Source organism: Pseudomonas sp. GW822-FHT02E03 (assembly GCF_058802325.1).
This window is the reverse complement of record NZ_JBXAOA010000013.1, coordinates 47,878-64,004: the sequence shown is the minus strand read 5'-3', so window position 1 is coordinate 64,004 and position 16,127 is coordinate 47,878. Positions and strand designations below refer to the sequence as shown.

Below are 16,127 nucleotides of genomic sequence, written 5' to 3'. Positions count from 1 at the left end.
GTGCAATACATAGTTATGTCGTTTTCCCCCGAGAGGCTGCTAGCATCCGACGGACCAGGCCACATCAAGGTTGCCCATGCTCGACACCACAGCACTGCCAGGGAAAGCGACGCTGTCCCGGCCACTGGACACGCGGTATCACGTCGAAACGCCCGAAGGCATCGACTTGCCGCTGCGCCCGGCCGGGTTGATGGTGCGTGCGCTGGCGTTCGCCATCGACCTGGGCCTGCGCGGGGTGATGCTGGGCCTGCTGTTCATTGTGTTGGCGTTTCTCGGAAAACTCGGCGCCGGGCTGGGTTCGATTCTGCTGTTCGTGGTGAGCTGGTGGTACATGGTGCTGTTCGAGGTGCTCAATCAGGGCCGCTCGCCGGGCAAGCAATGGATGGGATTACGCGTGGTGCATGATGATGGCACGCCGATCGGCTGGTCCGCGTCCTTGCTGCGCAACCTGCTGCGATTTGTCGACATGTTGCCATTCGGCTACTTTCTCGGAGCAATCAGCTGCCTGCAACATCCCACCTTCAAACGCCTCGGCGACCTGGCCGCCGGTACGCTGGTGATCTACCGCGAACAACCGCTCACCCGACCGCAACTGCCCGACGTCCCGCCACGGCGCGTAGCCTTCGCGTTGACGCTGACCGAGCAGCGCGCCATCCTCGGGTTTGCCGAGCGCCAGGGTGAACTCTCCGAGGCACGGGCCAATGAGCTCGCCTCGATACTCGCGCAACCGTTGCAGGTATCGAAGCCGCAGGCGGTGGCCGAACTCAACGGCATCGCCCGTGGCCTGTTGGGCCCGACATGAAGCAAAGCCTTTTCGAAAGTCGCCACAGTGCCGAATGGGAGCAGTTTGCACTCATGCTTGATCGGCTGGAACGCGGCAAGGACGCCTCTGGAGTCGCCAGTTTCCCCAGCGATTATCGACGGCTCTGCCAACACCTGGCCCTGGCTCAGGAGCGCGGCTACAGCAGTTTCCTGATCGACTCATTGCAGCAACTGGTCCTGCGCGGGCATCAACAGCTTTATCGGCATCGCAGTCGACTGGGTGCCAACGTGTTGAGTTTCATCCTCGCCGATTTTCCGCGATTGGTGCGCGAACAGTGGCGCTTCGTCCTGGCCGCCAGCCTGATATTTTTTGGCAGCCTGATCGGCTTCGCGTTACTGGTCTATCTGTTCCCGGAACGGGTCTACAACCTGATTCCGGCCGAACAGGTCAGTGAGATGCAAAGCATGTACGACCCCGTCGCCGGTCATTTGGGACGTTCGGCCGAACGGGCGGCCAGTGAGAACTGGGTAATGTTCGGTTACTACATCATGCACAACATCGGCATCGCCTTTCAGACCTTCGCCAGCGGTTTGCTGTTTGGCCTGGGCAGCGCGTTTTTCCTGTTCTACAACGGGTTGATGATCGGTGCGGTGGCCGGGCACCTGACGTACATCGGCTATGGCCAAACCTTCTGGTCGTTCGTGATCGGCCATGGCGCCTTCGAATTGAGCGCCATTGCCCTGGCCGGCGCCGCAGGCCTGCAACTGGGCTGGGCCTTGATCGCGCCGGGGCGTTTGCCTCGCGCCGAAGCCCTGCAGCTGGCGGCGCGCAAGAGCGTGTTGCTGATTTGCGGGGTCATGTTGTTTCTGCTGATTGCGGCGTTTATCGAAGCCTACTGGTCATCGCGGACCGGGCTCGCGCCGCTGACCAAATACCTGGTCGGCGCGGCGCTCTGGGGCTTGGTGGCGATTTATCTACTGTTCGCCGGTCGGACTCGCCATGCGCCTGAGTGATGCCAGTGTGGTGATCCGCCCGCGCACGACCTGGGAAGCCATGGACCTGGGCGTGCTGCTGAGTCAGCGCCATCGGCGCCTGTTGATGACCAGTTGGGCCATCGTGACCTTGCCGATCTTCACCCTGCTCACCTTGCTGTTGTGGGATTCGCCCTCCCTCGCCGTGTTCCTGTTCTGGTGGCTCAAACCGGCGTTCGATCGGCTGCCGCTGTACATCCTGTCCAAAGCCATGTTCGGCGAAACGCCCACACTGAAGCAGGCCCTGCGCCAATGGCCGCGCCTGCTCAAACCGCAATTGCTGGCCAGCCTGACCTGGCGTCGCCTGAGCCTGAGCCGCAGTTTTCTGATGCCGGTGGTGCAACTCGAAGGTCTGGAGGGCGAAGCACGCCAACAACGTTTGCGCGTGCTGCTGCAGCGCAACCCGGGTGCCGCCCAATGGCTGACGATCATCGGCGTGCATCTGGAAACCGCGCTGTGGATCGGCTTGATGGTGCTGTTCTATATGTTCTTGCCGCAACAGGTCGAACTCGACTGGGGCTGGCAGACCTTGATTACCGCCGCCACCCAAGACTGGCTCTGGCTGGAACACCTGACCAACACCTTTTACGTTCTGGTGCTGATTGTCTGGGAACCGATCTATGTGGCCTGCGGTTTCAGCCTTTATCTGAACCGGCGCACGCGGCTGGAAGCCTGGGATATCGAGCTGGTGTTTCGCCGATTGCGCCAACGCTTGACCAGCACGGTCGTCACGCTGCTGCTGGCCGCGATGCTGCTGGTGCCGACGGCGCAAAGTGGCTGGGCCGCCGAACCGAATACTTCACCCGAATCTGCCCGCCTGTTGGAGCAACCACTGACCAGTCAGGCATCTCGGGACAGCATCAAGACCATCCTCGATCAGCCCCCCTTCAAGAACAAGGAAACGGTCACGCGCTATCGTTTTGGCGAAGACAAACCCGCCGCCAACAACGCGGACGAAGGTCAAACACCCGCCTGGCTGAAGGCGCTGTTCAGCTTGCTGGACAGCCAACGCTTTGGCGTATTGGCCAACCTGATCGAAGTGTTGCTGTGGGGCACAGTGATCGGCGCCATTGGGCTATTGATCTGGCGTTACCGCGATTGGTTGCAGGCGTTCGTCAGCCGTCGCCCCACGTTAAATCGCAAAGTCGCGCGGCCATTACCGCAGCAGGCGTTCGGCCTGGACCTCAACCGCGAAACCCTGCCCGCCGACATCGCCGCCAGCGCCGAAAGCCTCTGGCAAACCCATCCCCGTGAAGCCCTCGGGTTGCTCTATCGCGCCCTCCTCAGCCACTTGCTGCACGATTTCAACATGGCGCTCAAGCCCGCCGACACCGAAGGTGAAGTTCTTCAGCGGGTCGAACAACTGCAACAACCTGCCTTGCTGGCCTTCAGTAAAAACCTCACCGGGCACTGGCAGAACATGGCCTACGGGCATCGCCTGCCACCGGCGCATTTGCAGCAGGAACTCTGTGACGGCTGGCGCGCGTTATTCGGCCCGGGAGCGGCCCGTTGAACCGGCGTTTGTGGCTTTCGGTCGGTGCGTTCATCGCCCTGCTAGTGTGTGCGCTGAGTGTTTACCTGTATTTCAAGGCCATACCCTATCAGGCAGAAATCGATCACGGCCCGTCCCCCGAAGCCCAGGCCAACCCCTATCTGGCGGCCGAGCATTTTCTGCGCAAGCAGGGCCTGACTGTCAGCCACGCCAACAGCCTCGACATCTTGCCGACACTCGAGCCTCATCAGCGCAGTTTGTTGTTGCTCGGCGATCGGTCGAACATGTCGCCGCGACAGGTGGATCAGGTGTTGAACTGGACCCGGGCCGGTGGACGTCTTTTGTTCGTCGCCGAAGCCCTGTGGGATGAGAAGACCGGTCAGAGCAATGACCTGCTGCTCGACCGAGTGCAGGTGCACCAGTCCCTGAGCAAAGACCTCAAAGAACCGCCGCCCGATCCTGAAGACGACCCCTACCCGAAACTGACCAAGCTGTACCTGGAAAACGAAGAGGCGCCAGCCTACGTCAGCTTCGATACTGCGTTCCATCTCGACGATCCGAAAAACCTCGCCCAGGCCTGGGCCAACAGCGGCAAAGCCACGCACATGATGCAACTGACTCACGGGCTGGGTTCGATCACCGTGGTCACCGACGCCGACCTCTGGAAAACCCCGGCTATCGACCAGTACGACAACGCCTGGCTGCTGTGGTACCTGACGGCCGACACAGACGTGACCCTGCTGTTCAATACTGATCACGACAGTCTGCTGACCTTGCTGTGGCGCAACTTTCCACAAGCTCTGGTGGCCCTGATTGCCTTGATCGCCTTGGGGTTCTGGCACGTCGGCGTGCGCAACGGCCCATTGCTCGAACCTGCCCCAAGGGCACGTCGTCAACTTCAGGAACACCTGCGTGCCAGCGCCGATTTCATGCTGCGTCGCAACGGCCAGCACAGTCTGTTGCAAGCCTTGCAACAAGACATCCTGCGCCGTGTCCGTCACCGTCATCCCGGTTTTGAACAACTCGGCGTTGCCGAACAATGGCTGGTGCTCGCACGCCTGAGTGGCCAACCCACACGCGCCATCAGCCAGGCCATGAGCCCGCGACCGAAGCAGCGACTGCCCAGCGCTGAATTCAGCCGTCAGGTCGCCCAGCTGCAAACCTTGAGGAATGCCTTATGAGTGAACAGATCGATCCCGGCACACAGACCCACGCCGCCCAGCAGCGCCAGCGCGCCAGTCAGTTGGCCCAAGCGGTAAGAACGGAACTGCAAAAAGCCGTGATCGGCCAGAACACTGTGATCGACGACGTGCTCACCGCCCTGATCGCCGGCGGCCATGTGCTGCTCGAAGGCGTGCCGGGGTTGGGCAAGACGTTGCTGGTGCGCGCCCTCGCCCGCTGCTTCGGCGGTGAGTTCGCACGCATCCAGTTCACCCCGGACCTGATGCCCAGTGATGTCACCGGGCACGCGGTGTACGACTTGCAAACCGAGCAATTCAAACTGCGCAAAGGCCCGCTATTTACCAACCTGCTGCTGGCCGACGAGATCAACCGCGCCCCGGCGAAAACCCAGGCGGCGCTGCTCGAAGCCATGCAGGAACGCCAGGTCACCCTCGAAGGCCGCGCCCTGCCGATCGCGCAACCGTTCATGGTACTCGCCACGCAAAACCCGATCGAACAGGAAGGCACTTACCCGTTGCCGGAAGCCGAGCTCGACCGCTTCATGCTCAAGGTGCGCATGGACTACCCCGATGCCGAGCAGGAGTTGAACATGGTGCGCCAGGTCAGCCGCTCGACCCGGGCCGACATGCTCGACGTGCAACCGTTGCGCACCGTGTTGCAAGCCAAGGACGTGCTGGCCTTGCAACGCATTGCCAGTGATCTGCCCATGGACGATCAGGTGCTCGATTACGCCGTGCGCCTGGCCCGCACAACCCGGACCTGGCCGGGGTTGACTCTGGGCGCCGGGCCACGCGCTTCAATCGCGCTGGTACGTTGCGCCCGCGCCCGGGCCTTGTTGCGCGGTGGCGAGTTTGTGATTCCGGATGACATCAAGGGTTGCGCGCTGTCGGTGTTGCGCCACCGGGTGCGGATTGCCCCGGAGCTGGACATCGAAGGGCTGGAAGTCGATCAGGTGCTCCGGCAGTTGCTCGACCAAGTGCCGGCACCGCGGCTGTGACCACAGTCATGCGACGCCTCCTTGTGGCGAGGGAGCTTGCTCCCGCTGGGTTGCGCAGCAGCCCCAAAAGCAGTCAACGCGTACTGTCAGCTAGAACGCGTCTACCCGTTTTACGACTGCTTCGCAGCCGAACGCGGGCAAGCCCGCTCGCCATAAAGGTACTGTGCCAGATGGTTGAACGTAGCCCTTACCAAGGAATCGCGACGCCATGAAACCCTCGCGCCTGCTGCTGATCTGGCTCGCAGCCCTACTGGTTATCGGCATCGTGTTGGGCACATTGCGGGCATTGGACATCGAGGTTCCATCGAACCTGTTGTCGATCAACTGGGGATTGCTGTTAGCGCTGCTGGCCCTGGCGGCACTCGACGCCATCCGCCTCAAACGTCTGCCCTCGCCTCGTGTGCAACGGCATATGCCCGGCAGCTTGGCGCTCGGTCGATGGGGCGAAGTACGGCTGGAGGTCGAGCACGACTTTGCTCAACCGCTGAACGTACACATCTTCGACCATGTGCCGCACGGCCTGGACTTCGAACACCTTCCATTGTCCGTCGAACTGCAACCCGGCCAACAGAGCCAGATCGGCTATCGCCTGCGCCCACTCAAGCGCGGCCACTTCACCGTCGACCACTGCGAAATCAGCCTGCCGAGCCCAATGGGCCTATGGTCAGGCAAACGTTTACTGAACATAGTCGACAACACCCGTGTCTACCCCGACTTTGCCCGCCTCTACGGCGGCCAACTGCAGGCGGTGGATAACTGGCTCAGCCAGCTCGGCGTGCGCCAACGCCAGAGACGCGGTCTGGGTCTGGAGTTTCATCAACTGCGCGAATTCCGCGAAGGCGACAGCCTGCGTCAGATCGACTGGAAAGCTACGGCACGCCAGCGCACACCGATTGCCCGTGAGTATGAGGACGAGCGTGATCAGCAGATCATTTTCATGCTTGATTGTGGGCGGCGCATGCGCAGCCAGGACGGCGAACTTTCGCATTTCGATCACGCGCTCAATGCCTGCCTGTTGCTCAGCTACGTCGCGCTACGACAGGGCGATGCGGTGGGCCTGAGCACCTTCGCCAGCCATCAGCCGCGCTACCTCGCCCCGGTCAAAGGCACTGGTCAACTCAACGTGTTACTCAACAGCGTTTACGATCTCGACAGCACACAATGCCCCGCTGACTATCTGGTCGCCGCCAACCAGTTATTGGCCAGACAAAAACGCCGGGCACTGGTGGTACTGGTGACCAACCTGAGGGATGAAGACGACGAAGAATTGCTTGCCGCCGTCAAACGGCTGAGCCATCAGCATCGGGTGTTGGTGGGCAGCCTGCGCGAAGAGGTGCTCGACAGTCTGCGGCACGCGCCGGTACAAACATTGCCCGAGGCGCTGGCCTATTGCGGGATAGTGGATTATATGAATGTACGGGCAGAGCTCCATGAGCAGTTGAGTGCTCATGGTGTTCCGGTGCTGGATGCTCGGCCCTCAGAACTGGGGGCCGAGATGGTGACGCGGTATATGGGATGGAAAAAAGCTGGAACGATGTAATGGCCAATCCCATACAAAATAGTCATGTCACGATATGAATATGATGTGCGAGCACGTATGACTAGCTCCCACCCCAGAGTAATTACGAGAAGCAGTCCCACCCAACAATCTGATAGCTCTATCACAAGGAATCAATCATGGACGAGGCAAAACTATTCGCTTCAGTGCTAACGCAGATCAATGAGAACCAACTGGCATTGTGTGCCGCTGTAGAGGAGCTATCGAATTGGGTGGCGCAGCAAGGGGCTGCCGAAACAGCGGATAACATCCGATGCGCCTTACAAACGCTAGATGCAAACCAAGATTTTATCTCTTTGGCACTTATTTCTATCTCCACCGATTTTAAAAATTCACAGATTCCCAAAAAGCCTGATCTTAATGACTAGCTAACCTTCAATATTTGTAGTTTCTCCTAGGCATTACCCGATATTCCTGATCGTGTAGTAACGAGGGGGCAATAAGCTCTGCCATGTAAAAACTGACGTTAATGGCCGGTAGTCTGCTTGTTGTCCTCTCCCATCAGGCTTCGCGAATAACTGCGCTAATGACTACAGAATGAAGCGCCTCTGCCTACAAATATCAGCGACCAGTCTGATTGTGGGTGGTGTCCGTCCCGACATAAGGTTCTCCTGTCGCCGCCCTTTCGTTATTTCCGAATCGGTGGCAGCCCCAACAAGGAGTTAACCGTGATAACGCCCCGACCCAACCCACTCAAAACCACCTCCAGTTCGCCCTACAGCACCCTCGACTCGAGAAAACTCCACGAAGCTGCCGACAGGGCCCTCGATCACTATCTCAAACGGGAAAACACTAAACCGTGCTTTGCCGAAGAACGCACCACCGAGGAACGATCCATGAAGATGTTCACCGTCGTATCCGATGCAAACCCTGAAGCCCTCATCATCCAGACCTACGAAACCTTTTCTTCGGTGAGCCTTCTGCTGCTGGACCTGGCGGACAGCCTGGAAGACAAACAGCGGCATCTGGCGATGGCGATTTATCAGATGAGCGAGATGGGGTTGATGCTGGCGGAGCGGTCGCTGGATATCGAGCGGGCGATCAAGCCGACCTAGCCTTTAAGTATTGGCCGTCTGGCATGAAGCCATCGCGGGCAAGCCCGCTCCCACAGGGATCTTCGGTGAACACACAATAGGTGAACACCGCCGAAACTGTGGGAGCGGGCTTGCCCGCGATGGCAATAGTGAAAGCGCCGCAGCCTTCAAGCAGAAGCAGGCAACGGCTGAAAACTGAAGTACTGCCTCAACGCCTCCACCAATTGCCCATACTCCGGCGGTGCCCGTTGCAGGCTGAAGCCAGCGTCATAGTGGTGGGGGGTTGCGTCTTCGTGGCACCACAGGCAGCAGGCATTGAGGTCGATCACCTGCTGACAATGGCCATCCATGGGGATTTTCAGGCGCAGATTAAAATCGGCGCCCACCATCATTGGCAACTGGCTGATCAACATCAGCCCGTCCTCGGACAGATTACCCAGAAAGCCGATGGGCTTGTCGGTGACGCTGTTGAACACTTTCAGAAAATACGGCAGTTGATGCCGCTCGATCCGGCGGTCAGTGAACATGCTGATTTCGCTACGCAAGGCCCTTAAGCAGGGCCGCACCAATACTTCGGAACGGGCCCGCTCTATTGTTTTATAGGCATCAGCCGCGCTCTCCCCGATCCTGGTGCGACAGTCCTTCCAACCGCTGTCGCTTACTGCTGCCGATCACAGGTGTTACCTCGAATTAGAGGCAAGGCTCTAAACCGATCCATTGGACTATAGCTCACCGCTGTCGCATGACAATCAGAACCGGGTTGGACGCACCGCCGCCGCGCTGCGGGTCGGGTAATGGCCCAGGCTCTGCAAGGTTTCCAGGCGGGCACGGGCGCGGTAGGCGTATTCGCTTTGCGGGTAAGAGGCAATGATGAACTGGTAAGTCTGCGCCGCATCGATAAACAGCTTTTGCCGTTCCAGGCACTGGCCGCGCATCATCGACACTTCCGGCCACACATAAGGCCGCGCATGGCTGGCACGCTCGACCTTGGACAGTTCGAGCATCACTTGCTCGCAATTGCCTCGCTCGTAGGCGCTGTAGGCATTATTCAAATGATGGTTCATCGACCAACGGGTGCAGCCCGTGACACTGAGGGCACTAATGGCAAGGGCGGCAATGAGCACGAATCGCATGGGGGATCTCCTGTCTTGAGCTCTGTATCGACCCTTGGGCGGAAATCTTCAGGGCGGTTTGTGCCGATTGTCGCGTTCAATAAAGAAACTAATAACCAAGTTCTTCAAAAAAAGTAGTGCAAACGAACAATGACTACACCTACGGACCATAGTAGCCTCTGCTAGCGCTTGAACTCAGGAGTCTATGCATGTCCGTCCGTCGCACCAAAATCGTCGCTACCCTTGGCCCGGCCAGTAACTCGCCGGAAGTTCTCGAACAGTTGATTCTGGCTGGCCTGGACGTCGCCCGTCTGAACTTCTCCCACGGCACCCCCGACGAGCACAAGGCTCGCGCGAAGCTGGTGCGTGACCTCGCAGCCAAGCACGGCCGCTTCGTCGCCCTGCTGGGTGACCTGCAAGGCCCGAAAATTCGTATCGCCAAATTCGCCAACAAGAAGATCGAGCTGAAGATCGGTGATCAATTCACCTTCTCTACCAGCCATCCGTTGACCGAAGGCAACCAGGAAGTCGTCGGCATCGACTACCCGGACCTGGTGAAAGACTGCGGCGTGGGCGACGAGCTGTTGCTCGACGACGGCCGCGTGGTTATGCGCGTTGATACTGCCACCGCCACCGAGCTGCATTGCACCGTGACCATCGGCGGCCCGCTGTCGGACCACAAAGGCATCAACCGTCGCGGTGGCGGCCTGACCGCACCGGCCCTGACCGAAAAAGACAAGGCCGACATCAAGCTCGCTGCGGAAATGGAAGTCGACTACCTCGCGGTGTCCTTCCCGCGCGACGCCGCCGACATGGAATACGCCCGTCAACTGCGCGACGAAGCCGGCGGTACTGCCTGGCTGGTGGCGAAGATTGAACGCGCCGAAGCCGTGGCCGACGACGAAACCCTCGACGGCCTGATCAAAGCCTCCGACGCGGTGATGGTTGCCCGTGGTGACCTGGGTGTGGAAATCGGCGACGCCGAGCTGGTGGGCATTCAGAAGAAAATCATTCTGCATGCACGCCGCCACAACAAAGCGGTGATCGTTGCGACCCAGATGATGGAGTCGATGATCCAGAACCCGATGCCGACCCGCGCCGAAGTCTCCGACGTAGCCAACGCCGTGCTCGACTACACCGACGCCGTAATGCTCTCGGCCGAAAGTGCTGCCGGTTTGTACCCGCTGGAAGCCGTGCAAGCCATGGCGCGCATCTGCATCGGCGCTGAAAAGCACCCGACCAGCAAGACCTCCAGCCACCGTATTGGCAAGGTCTTCGAAAGCTGCGACCAGAGCATCGCGCTGGCGGCCATGTACACCGCCAACCACTTCCCGGGCGTGAAGGCGATTATCGCGTTGACCGAAAGTGGCTACACGCCGTTGATCATGTCGCGCATCCGTTCCTCGGTGCCGATCTACGCGTTCTCCCCGCACCGCGAAACCCAGGCCCGCGCGGCCATGTTCCGTGGCGTCTACACCGTACCGTTCGACCCGGCGTCCTTGCCGCCTGAGCAAGTCAGCCAGGCTGCGATCGACGAGTTGCTCAAGTTGGGTGTGGTCGAGAAAGGCGACTGGGTCATCCTGACCAAGGGCGACAGCTACCACACCACCGGCGGCACCAACGGGATGAAAATCCTGCACGTTGGCGACCCGATGGTCTGAGTGATCGAGCGCTGAAAAACAAAAGCCCCGCCATGTGAATGGCGGGGCTTTTTAGTGATCGTTCCCACGCTCTGCGTGGGAATGCAGCCCGGGACGCTCCGCGTCCCAAGAGCGGACGCGGAGCGTCCATTGAGGCATTCCCACGCAGAGCGTGGGAACGATCGGACTCAATGCCGTTTGATAAATGCCGACAACGCCGCCATCGCTTCCGGCGAACGCAGCCGCTGGGTGAACAATGCACCCTCTTCTTCGATCACCTTGCGCAACTGTTCCCGGCCCGGCGCTTTCATCAATTGCTTGCTGATGCGCACAGCCTCCGGTGGCAACGCTTCGAAACGCAACGCCATCTCCCGCGCCTTGGCCAATGCCGCTTCGCCACTGCCCAAGGCTTCAGTCGCTATCCCCCACGCCGCAGCCTGCTCACCACTGAAACCCTCGCCCAGCAACAACAGCTCTGCCGCTTTGGCATGCCCGAGCATTCGCGGCAGGATCAGGCTGGAGCCGAACTCAGGGCATAACCCGAGGTTGACGAACGGCATGCGCAGCCGCGCGTCGGTGCTGACGTAAACCAGATCGCAATGCAGCAGCAGCGTCGTGCCGATCCCCACCGCTGCGCCGGCCACGGCGGCGATGACCGGTTTGCGGCACTCGAGCAAATTGAGCATGAAGTGATACACCGGGCTGTCGAGGATGCTCGGGGGTTGCTGGAGGAAATCAAAGATGTCGTTGCCGGCGGTGAAGCACTCAGCGCTACCGGTGATCAGCACCGCATTGATTTCGGGGTCGCTGTCGGCAAGACGCAAACCCTCCGCCAGTTGGCTGTACATGGCGCGAGTCAGGGCGTTTTTCTTCTCGGGGCGATTGATGCGCAGGGTCAGCAGGCCGCGCTCGCGTTCAAACTGGATGGTATCGGGCATGGTGAGTCCTGATCTGAGAGGATCAACTGTGGCGAGCGAGCTTGCTCGCGCTTGAGTGCGCAGCGCTCACAAACTTTTGGGGCCGCTGCGCAGCCCAGCGCGAGCAAGCTCGCTCGCCACAGAGAAATCAGCGCTCAACCACGGGGTAGAAAGACATCCGCCAGCAGTTGATTGCGCGGCAAACCCGCCAGGTACAGGCGCCGGGCAAAGGCGTCGACGCTGTCGGGGGCCCCGCAGACTAAGGCCAGGGTTTGCCGCGAAACAAGGCGCAGTTGTGCCAAAGCCGCGGGCAACTCGGCCGCCGTCCACAGCTCGACGCTAAGGTTTTCACGGCTGGCGGCCATGGCTTGCAGGGGTTTGGCCAGATAATGTTCACCCGCATCATGGGCCAGGTGAATGACACGGATGGCGCCCTGGTGATCCTGACGCAATGCTTCGCGCAAGATACCGAACAACGGCCCCAGACCGGTGCCGGCCGCCAAGAGCCACAGAGGTCGGGTGTGCCAGTCCGGGTCGTAATGCAACGCCCCGCCGCGCAACTCGCCGAGGCGAATCGGATCGCCGATTTTCAAGCGACGCGCCGCATCACTGAATGCCCCCGGTTGGCGGCAATCGAGGTGGAACTCCAGAAATCGGTCTTCTTGCGGCAGGCTGGCCAGGGAATACGGCCGTGCAATCTGGCCCGCCCACAACACCAGATGCTGCCCCGCCTGATAGCGCAACGGTCGCTCACTCGTCAGGCGTAAACGCAAAACGCTGGCGCTCAGCCAATCGCTGGCGGCCACTTGAGCGCCAAGCCCATCACGCAGCGGGTCAAAGGTTTCGATTTGCAGATCGTCGACCACCTGGCATTGACAGGCCAGCCGCCAACCCTGCTGACGCTGCTCATGGCTCAAGGCATCGGGACGGCTGTCGCTGGGCAAGCCCTCGACACATTTAACCAGGCACGCATGGCAACTGCCGGCGCGGCAGCTATAGGGCACCGACACGCCACTCTGATTCAAAGCATCGAGCAGGTTGCTGCCCGCCGCCACCGTCCATTGGCGTTCGCCGACCCGTAACTCAGGCATCGACATTCTCCCAGGCCGCCGCGCAACGGTTACGGCCATCGCGCTTGGCGCGGTACAGCGCCTGATCGGCGCGGTGCAGGGCGTCATCCAGATCGTCGTCGAGCGCCAACAAAGTCATGCCCACCGACAGGCTGAGGTTGCGCACATCCAGGCCGACCAATTCGACATCCATGAAGGCTATGCGCAACCGCTCGCAACACGCCGTCAGGCGCTCGGCATCGCAATCGGGCAACAGCACCACGAACTCTTCACCGCCATAGCGGGCCAGAACATCGCCATCGCGCAGGCAGGCGGTGGCCACTCCGGCAAACGCTTGCAGCACCTGATCGCCGGCGGCATGGCCGTGAACATCGTTGATGCGTTTGAAGTGATCGAGGTCGATCAACGCCAGGCCGTGCACCACATCGGTTTCCATGGCGTTCAACTCGCGGGAGGCCAGGCGCAGGAAATGCCGGCGGTTGAACAGCCCGGTGAGTTCATCGGTCGCCACCAAACCTTCGAGCTGGCGCATCATTCCGCGCAGGGTGTCCTGATGCGCCTGCAAGGCAAACCGCCGCTGACGCATACGCTGGCGCGACATCTGGACGTAACGGGCGTAAAGCACCAGCCAGCCGAGCACGACGAATAGCACGCACACCTGCAACAGGGCCAGCGTCGGGTCGGGCAGCTGAAAGTGGTAGCCCTCCCACAAGGTGATGGCGCTGAAACTGAAAAACACCAGAAACGCGCAACGGGCGAAAGCCATGCGCGAAAGATGAAACAACCCGAACAACAGAATCAGGGGGTAAAACACCAGAAACGCGCCGCGAGCCTCGTCCAGATGAGCGATCAGCCAGGTTTGCCAACCCAGCCCCAGCAGTATTTGCACTTCGGTCAGGCTCGGGTCGGAAAAACGCAGGTTGCGACCGCTCGAGAACACCGCGAACAACACCGCCTGGCTGAGCACCACCAACGCGCTGCCGATCGCCATGCCGGCGATGGATTCATCGTAATGGCCGGTGAAAAACGCCAGCCACAGCAGCAGCAAAGCCAGGGCGTAGGTGCCAGCTGCGAGGGCAAAGCGTTTGAGCAAAAGCCGCTGGATGGCGTTATGGGTCAATCGTTGATTCACCGTGGGAAAGGAGGCTGATCGAGTGTCCTACTCTACAGGCCGGATGCCACTTTAGTGGCGAGTCTGATAAATGACCATTCAATTTTCGGGGCAGAAAACTGGCGTCAAAGCCATGACCCGATCTCGGGATAATCCTGTGGCGAGGGAGCTTGCTCCCGCTGGGCTGCGAAGCGGCCCTCTGCCCCTTTCAGTTGAACTGGGATGAGTCTATTACGACTGCTTCGCAGCCGAACGGGAGCAAGCTCCCTCGCCACAAAAGCCCTTCGCCCATATTCATAGGTGGGCGGGGTAATCCTGTGGCAAGCCTCCACAGGCAATTCCCTCACCACAACGGCCCAGCCCCCAATATTCATCTGTGGGCGGTATGCGACCAACGTTTGACTGTCAACGGATGTGCCCGCCATCGAGGCGCGGTATACTGCCGCGCCTTTTTAGCGTCGCGCCAGCATGCCCGGCGTGCCTTGAAAGGTGCTTGCAACCGACCGATGCACCCAAGCTGCAAGCACCTTATTGAATGTTCCCGTCTTTTAGAGGAGCGCGACTCATGACCGTGATCAAGCAAGACGACCTGATTCAGAGCGTTGCCGACGCCCTGCAATTCATTTCCTACTACCACCCCGTGGATTTCATCCAGGCGATGCACGAGGCCTACCTGCGTGAAGAATCGCCGGCAGCTCGCGATTCCATGGCGCAGATCCTGATCAACTCGCGCATGTGCGCTACCGGCCACCGCCCGATCTGCCAGGACACCGGTATCGTTACCGTGTTCGTGCGCGTGGGCATGGACGTGCGTTGGGATGGCGCCACCATGGGCCTGGACGACATGATCAACGAAGGCGTACGCCGGGCTTACAACCTGCCGGAAAACGTCCTGCGTGCCTCGATCCTCGCCGACCCGGCGGGCGCTCGCAAAAACACCAAGGACAACACCCCGGCCGTTATCCACTACTCCATCGTTCCGGGTAACACCGTAGAAGTGGACGTGGCGGCCAAGGGCGGCGGCTCCGAGAACAAGTCGAAAATGGCCATGCTCAACCCGTCCGATTCGATCGTTGACTGGGTACTGAAGACGGTTCCGGAAATGGGCGCCGGCTGGTGCCCACCGGGCATGCTCGGCATCGGCATCGGCGGCACCGCCGAGAAAGCCGCGGTAATGGCCAAGGAAGTGTTGATGGAATCCATCGACATTCATGAGCTGAAGAAGCGCGGCCCGTCCAACCGTATCGAAGAGATGCGTCTGGAGCTGTTCGAGAAGGTCAACCAACTGGGCATCGGCGCCCAGGGCCTGGGTGGCCTGACCACCGTGCTCGACGTGAAGATCATGGATTACCCGACCCACGCTGCGTCCCTGCCGGTGTGCATGATCCCGAACTGCGCCGCCACCCGTCACGCACACTTCGTGCTCGACGGTTCCGGCCCGGCCTCGCTGGAAGCGCCACCGCTGGACGCCTACCCGGAAATCGTCTGGGAAGCCGGCCCATCGGCCCGTCGCGTCAACCTCGATACCCTGACGCCGGAAGAAGTGCAGAGCTGGAAGCCGGGCGAAACCGTCCTGCTCAACGGCAAAATGCTCACCGGTCGCGACGCGGCGCACAAGCGCATGGTCGAGATGCTGAACAAGGGTGAAACCCTGCCGGTGGACCTGAAAGGTCGCTTCATCTACTACGTTGGCCCGGTTGATCCGGTACGCGAAGAAGTGGTTGGCCCTGCCGGCCCGACCACCGCGACGCGGATGGACAAGTTCACCCGTCAGATCCTCGAGCAAACCGGCCTGTTGGGCATGATCGGCAAATCCGAGCGCGGCCCTACTGCGATCGAAGCGATCAAGGACCACAAAGCCGTTTACCTGATGGCAGTCGGCGGCGCGGCTTACCTGGTGGCGCAAGCCATCAAGAAATCCCGCGTGGTGGCTTTCGCCGAACTGGGCATGGAAGCGATCTACGAGTTCGACGTCAAAGACATGCCTGTGACCGTTGCGGTCGACAGTAAGGGCGAGTCGGTACACATCACCGGTCCTGCGATCTGGCAGAAAAAGATCAGTGAAAGCCTGGCGGTGGAAGTGCAGTAAGCGCTTCCCTCACTTGCTGAAAAGGCCGGGCCGTCTCCCCAGACGACCCGGCCTTTTTTTTGGATATCGATTTAACCCTTTGATCTAAGCAGAGGTGACTAACGAATTGGCGTATACCCAGACCATGTTGC

Annotated in this window: 15 protein-coding genes; 10 read left to right on the top strand and 5 right to left on the bottom strand. The window is 60.3% G+C overall.

Annotated elements, in window-relative coordinates; translation table 11 throughout:
- Positions 1-76: 76 nt before the first annotated feature.
- The 8 genes from AC1RQB_RS12420 (at position 77) to AC1RQB_RS12385 (ending at position 8,078) form a co-directional block, all read left to right on the top strand.
- Complete coding sequence (locus tag AC1RQB_RS12420) at positions 77-802, top strand: RDD family protein (protein ID WP_063341330.1); 726 nt, start codon at positions 77-79, stop codon at positions 800-802.
- The gene (locus AC1RQB_RS12415; protein WP_063343883.1) at positions 799-1,776 is read left to right on the top strand and encodes a stage II sporulation protein M; all 978 of its coding nucleotides are present in this window, start codon (positions 799-801) and stop codon (positions 1,774-1,776) included. Before AC1RQB_RS12420 ends, AC1RQB_RS12415 begins: the two co-directional genes overlap by 4 nt.
- Positions 1,763-3,307, top strand: coding sequence for a DUF4129 domain-containing protein (locus AC1RQB_RS12410; protein ID WP_063341331.1), 1,545 nt, complete (start codon positions 1,763-1,765; stop codon positions 3,305-3,307). Before AC1RQB_RS12415 ends, AC1RQB_RS12410 begins: the two co-directional genes overlap by 14 nt.
- Positions 3,304-4,467, top strand: coding sequence for a DUF4350 domain-containing protein (locus AC1RQB_RS12405; protein ID WP_063341332.1), 1,164 nt, complete (start codon positions 3,304-3,306; stop codon positions 4,465-4,467). Before AC1RQB_RS12410 ends, AC1RQB_RS12405 begins: the two co-directional genes overlap by 4 nt.
- The gene (locus AC1RQB_RS12400; RefSeq protein ID WP_063341333.1) at positions 4,464-5,465 is read left to right on the top strand and encodes an AAA family ATPase; all 1,002 of its coding nucleotides are present in this window, start codon (positions 4,464-4,466) and stop codon (positions 5,463-5,465) included. Before AC1RQB_RS12405 ends, AC1RQB_RS12400 begins: the two co-directional genes overlap by 4 nt.
- 208 nt (positions 5,466-5,673) lie before the next feature.
- Positions 5,674-7,005, top strand: coding sequence for a DUF58 domain-containing protein (locus tag AC1RQB_RS12395; RefSeq protein ID WP_063341334.1), 1,332 nt, complete (start codon positions 5,674-5,676; stop codon positions 7,003-7,005).
- Positions 7,006-7,142: 137 nt separating this feature from the next.
- Positions 7,143-7,391 carry a hypothetical protein gene (locus AC1RQB_RS12390; protein WP_063341335.1) on the top strand — a complete coding sequence of 83 codons (249 nt, stop codon included), beginning with the start codon at positions 7,143-7,145 and terminating at the stop codon, positions 7,389-7,391.
- Positions 7,392-7,691: 300 nt separating this feature from the next.
- Positions 7,692-8,078, top strand: a complete 387-nt coding sequence (locus AC1RQB_RS12385) for a DUF6124 family protein (RefSeq protein ID WP_063341336.1) — start codon at positions 7,692-7,694, stop codon at positions 8,076-8,078.
- A 146-nt stretch (positions 8,079-8,224) separates the two neighbouring features.
- On the opposite strand, the gene AC1RQB_RS12380 is transcribed toward AC1RQB_RS12385, so the two are convergent.
- Together AC1RQB_RS12380 and AC1RQB_RS12375 are read right to left on the bottom strand one after the other, a co-directional pair.
- Positions 8,225-8,584, bottom strand: coding sequence for a PilZ domain-containing protein (locus AC1RQB_RS12380; protein WP_063341337.1), 360 nt, complete (start codon positions 8,582-8,584; stop codon positions 8,225-8,227).
- A 222-nt stretch (positions 8,585-8,806) separates the two neighbouring features.
- A complete protein-coding gene (locus tag AC1RQB_RS12375) occupies positions 8,807-9,190 on the bottom strand; it encodes a tetratricopeptide repeat protein (protein ID WP_008069622.1) in 384 nt (127 codons plus the stop codon).
- 188 nt (positions 9,191-9,378) lie between these two features.
- On the opposite strand from AC1RQB_RS12375, the gene pyk reads away from it, so the two are divergent.
- Positions 9,379-10,830, top strand: coding sequence for a pyruvate kinase (gene pyk, locus AC1RQB_RS12370; protein ID WP_063341338.1), 1,452 nt, complete (start codon positions 9,379-9,381; stop codon positions 10,828-10,830).
- Positions 10,831-10,997: 167 nt separating this feature from the next.
- Here pyk and AC1RQB_RS12365 read toward each other — a convergent pair whose 3' ends face one another.
- The 3 genes from AC1RQB_RS12365 to AC1RQB_RS12355 form a co-directional block, all read right to left on the bottom strand.
- The gene (locus AC1RQB_RS12365) at positions 10,998-11,747 is read right to left on the bottom strand and encodes an enoyl-CoA hydratase-related protein (protein WP_063341339.1); all 750 of its coding nucleotides are present in this window, start codon (positions 11,745-11,747) and stop codon (positions 10,998-11,000) included.
- A 134-nt stretch (positions 11,748-11,881) separates the two neighbouring features.
- Positions 11,882-12,817, bottom strand: coding sequence for an iron-sulfur-binding ferredoxin reductase (locus tag AC1RQB_RS12360; protein WP_063341340.1), 936 nt, complete (start codon positions 12,815-12,817; stop codon positions 11,882-11,884).
- The gene (locus AC1RQB_RS12355; protein ID WP_063341341.1) at positions 12,810-13,916 is read right to left on the bottom strand and encodes a GGDEF domain-containing protein; all 1,107 of its coding nucleotides are present in this window, start codon (positions 13,914-13,916) and stop codon (positions 12,810-12,812) included. The genes AC1RQB_RS12360 and AC1RQB_RS12355 overlap by 8 nt, the downstream gene beginning before the upstream one ends.
- A gap of 556 nt (positions 13,917-14,472) precedes the next feature.
- Between AC1RQB_RS12355 and AC1RQB_RS12350 the strand changes: the two genes are divergently transcribed.
- Positions 14,473-15,996 (top strand): fumarate hydratase, encoded by a 1,524-nt coding sequence (locus AC1RQB_RS12350; protein ID WP_019693298.1) that lies wholly within the window; start codon positions 14,473-14,475, stop codon positions 15,994-15,996.
- Positions 15,997-16,127 lie beyond the last annotated feature (131 nt).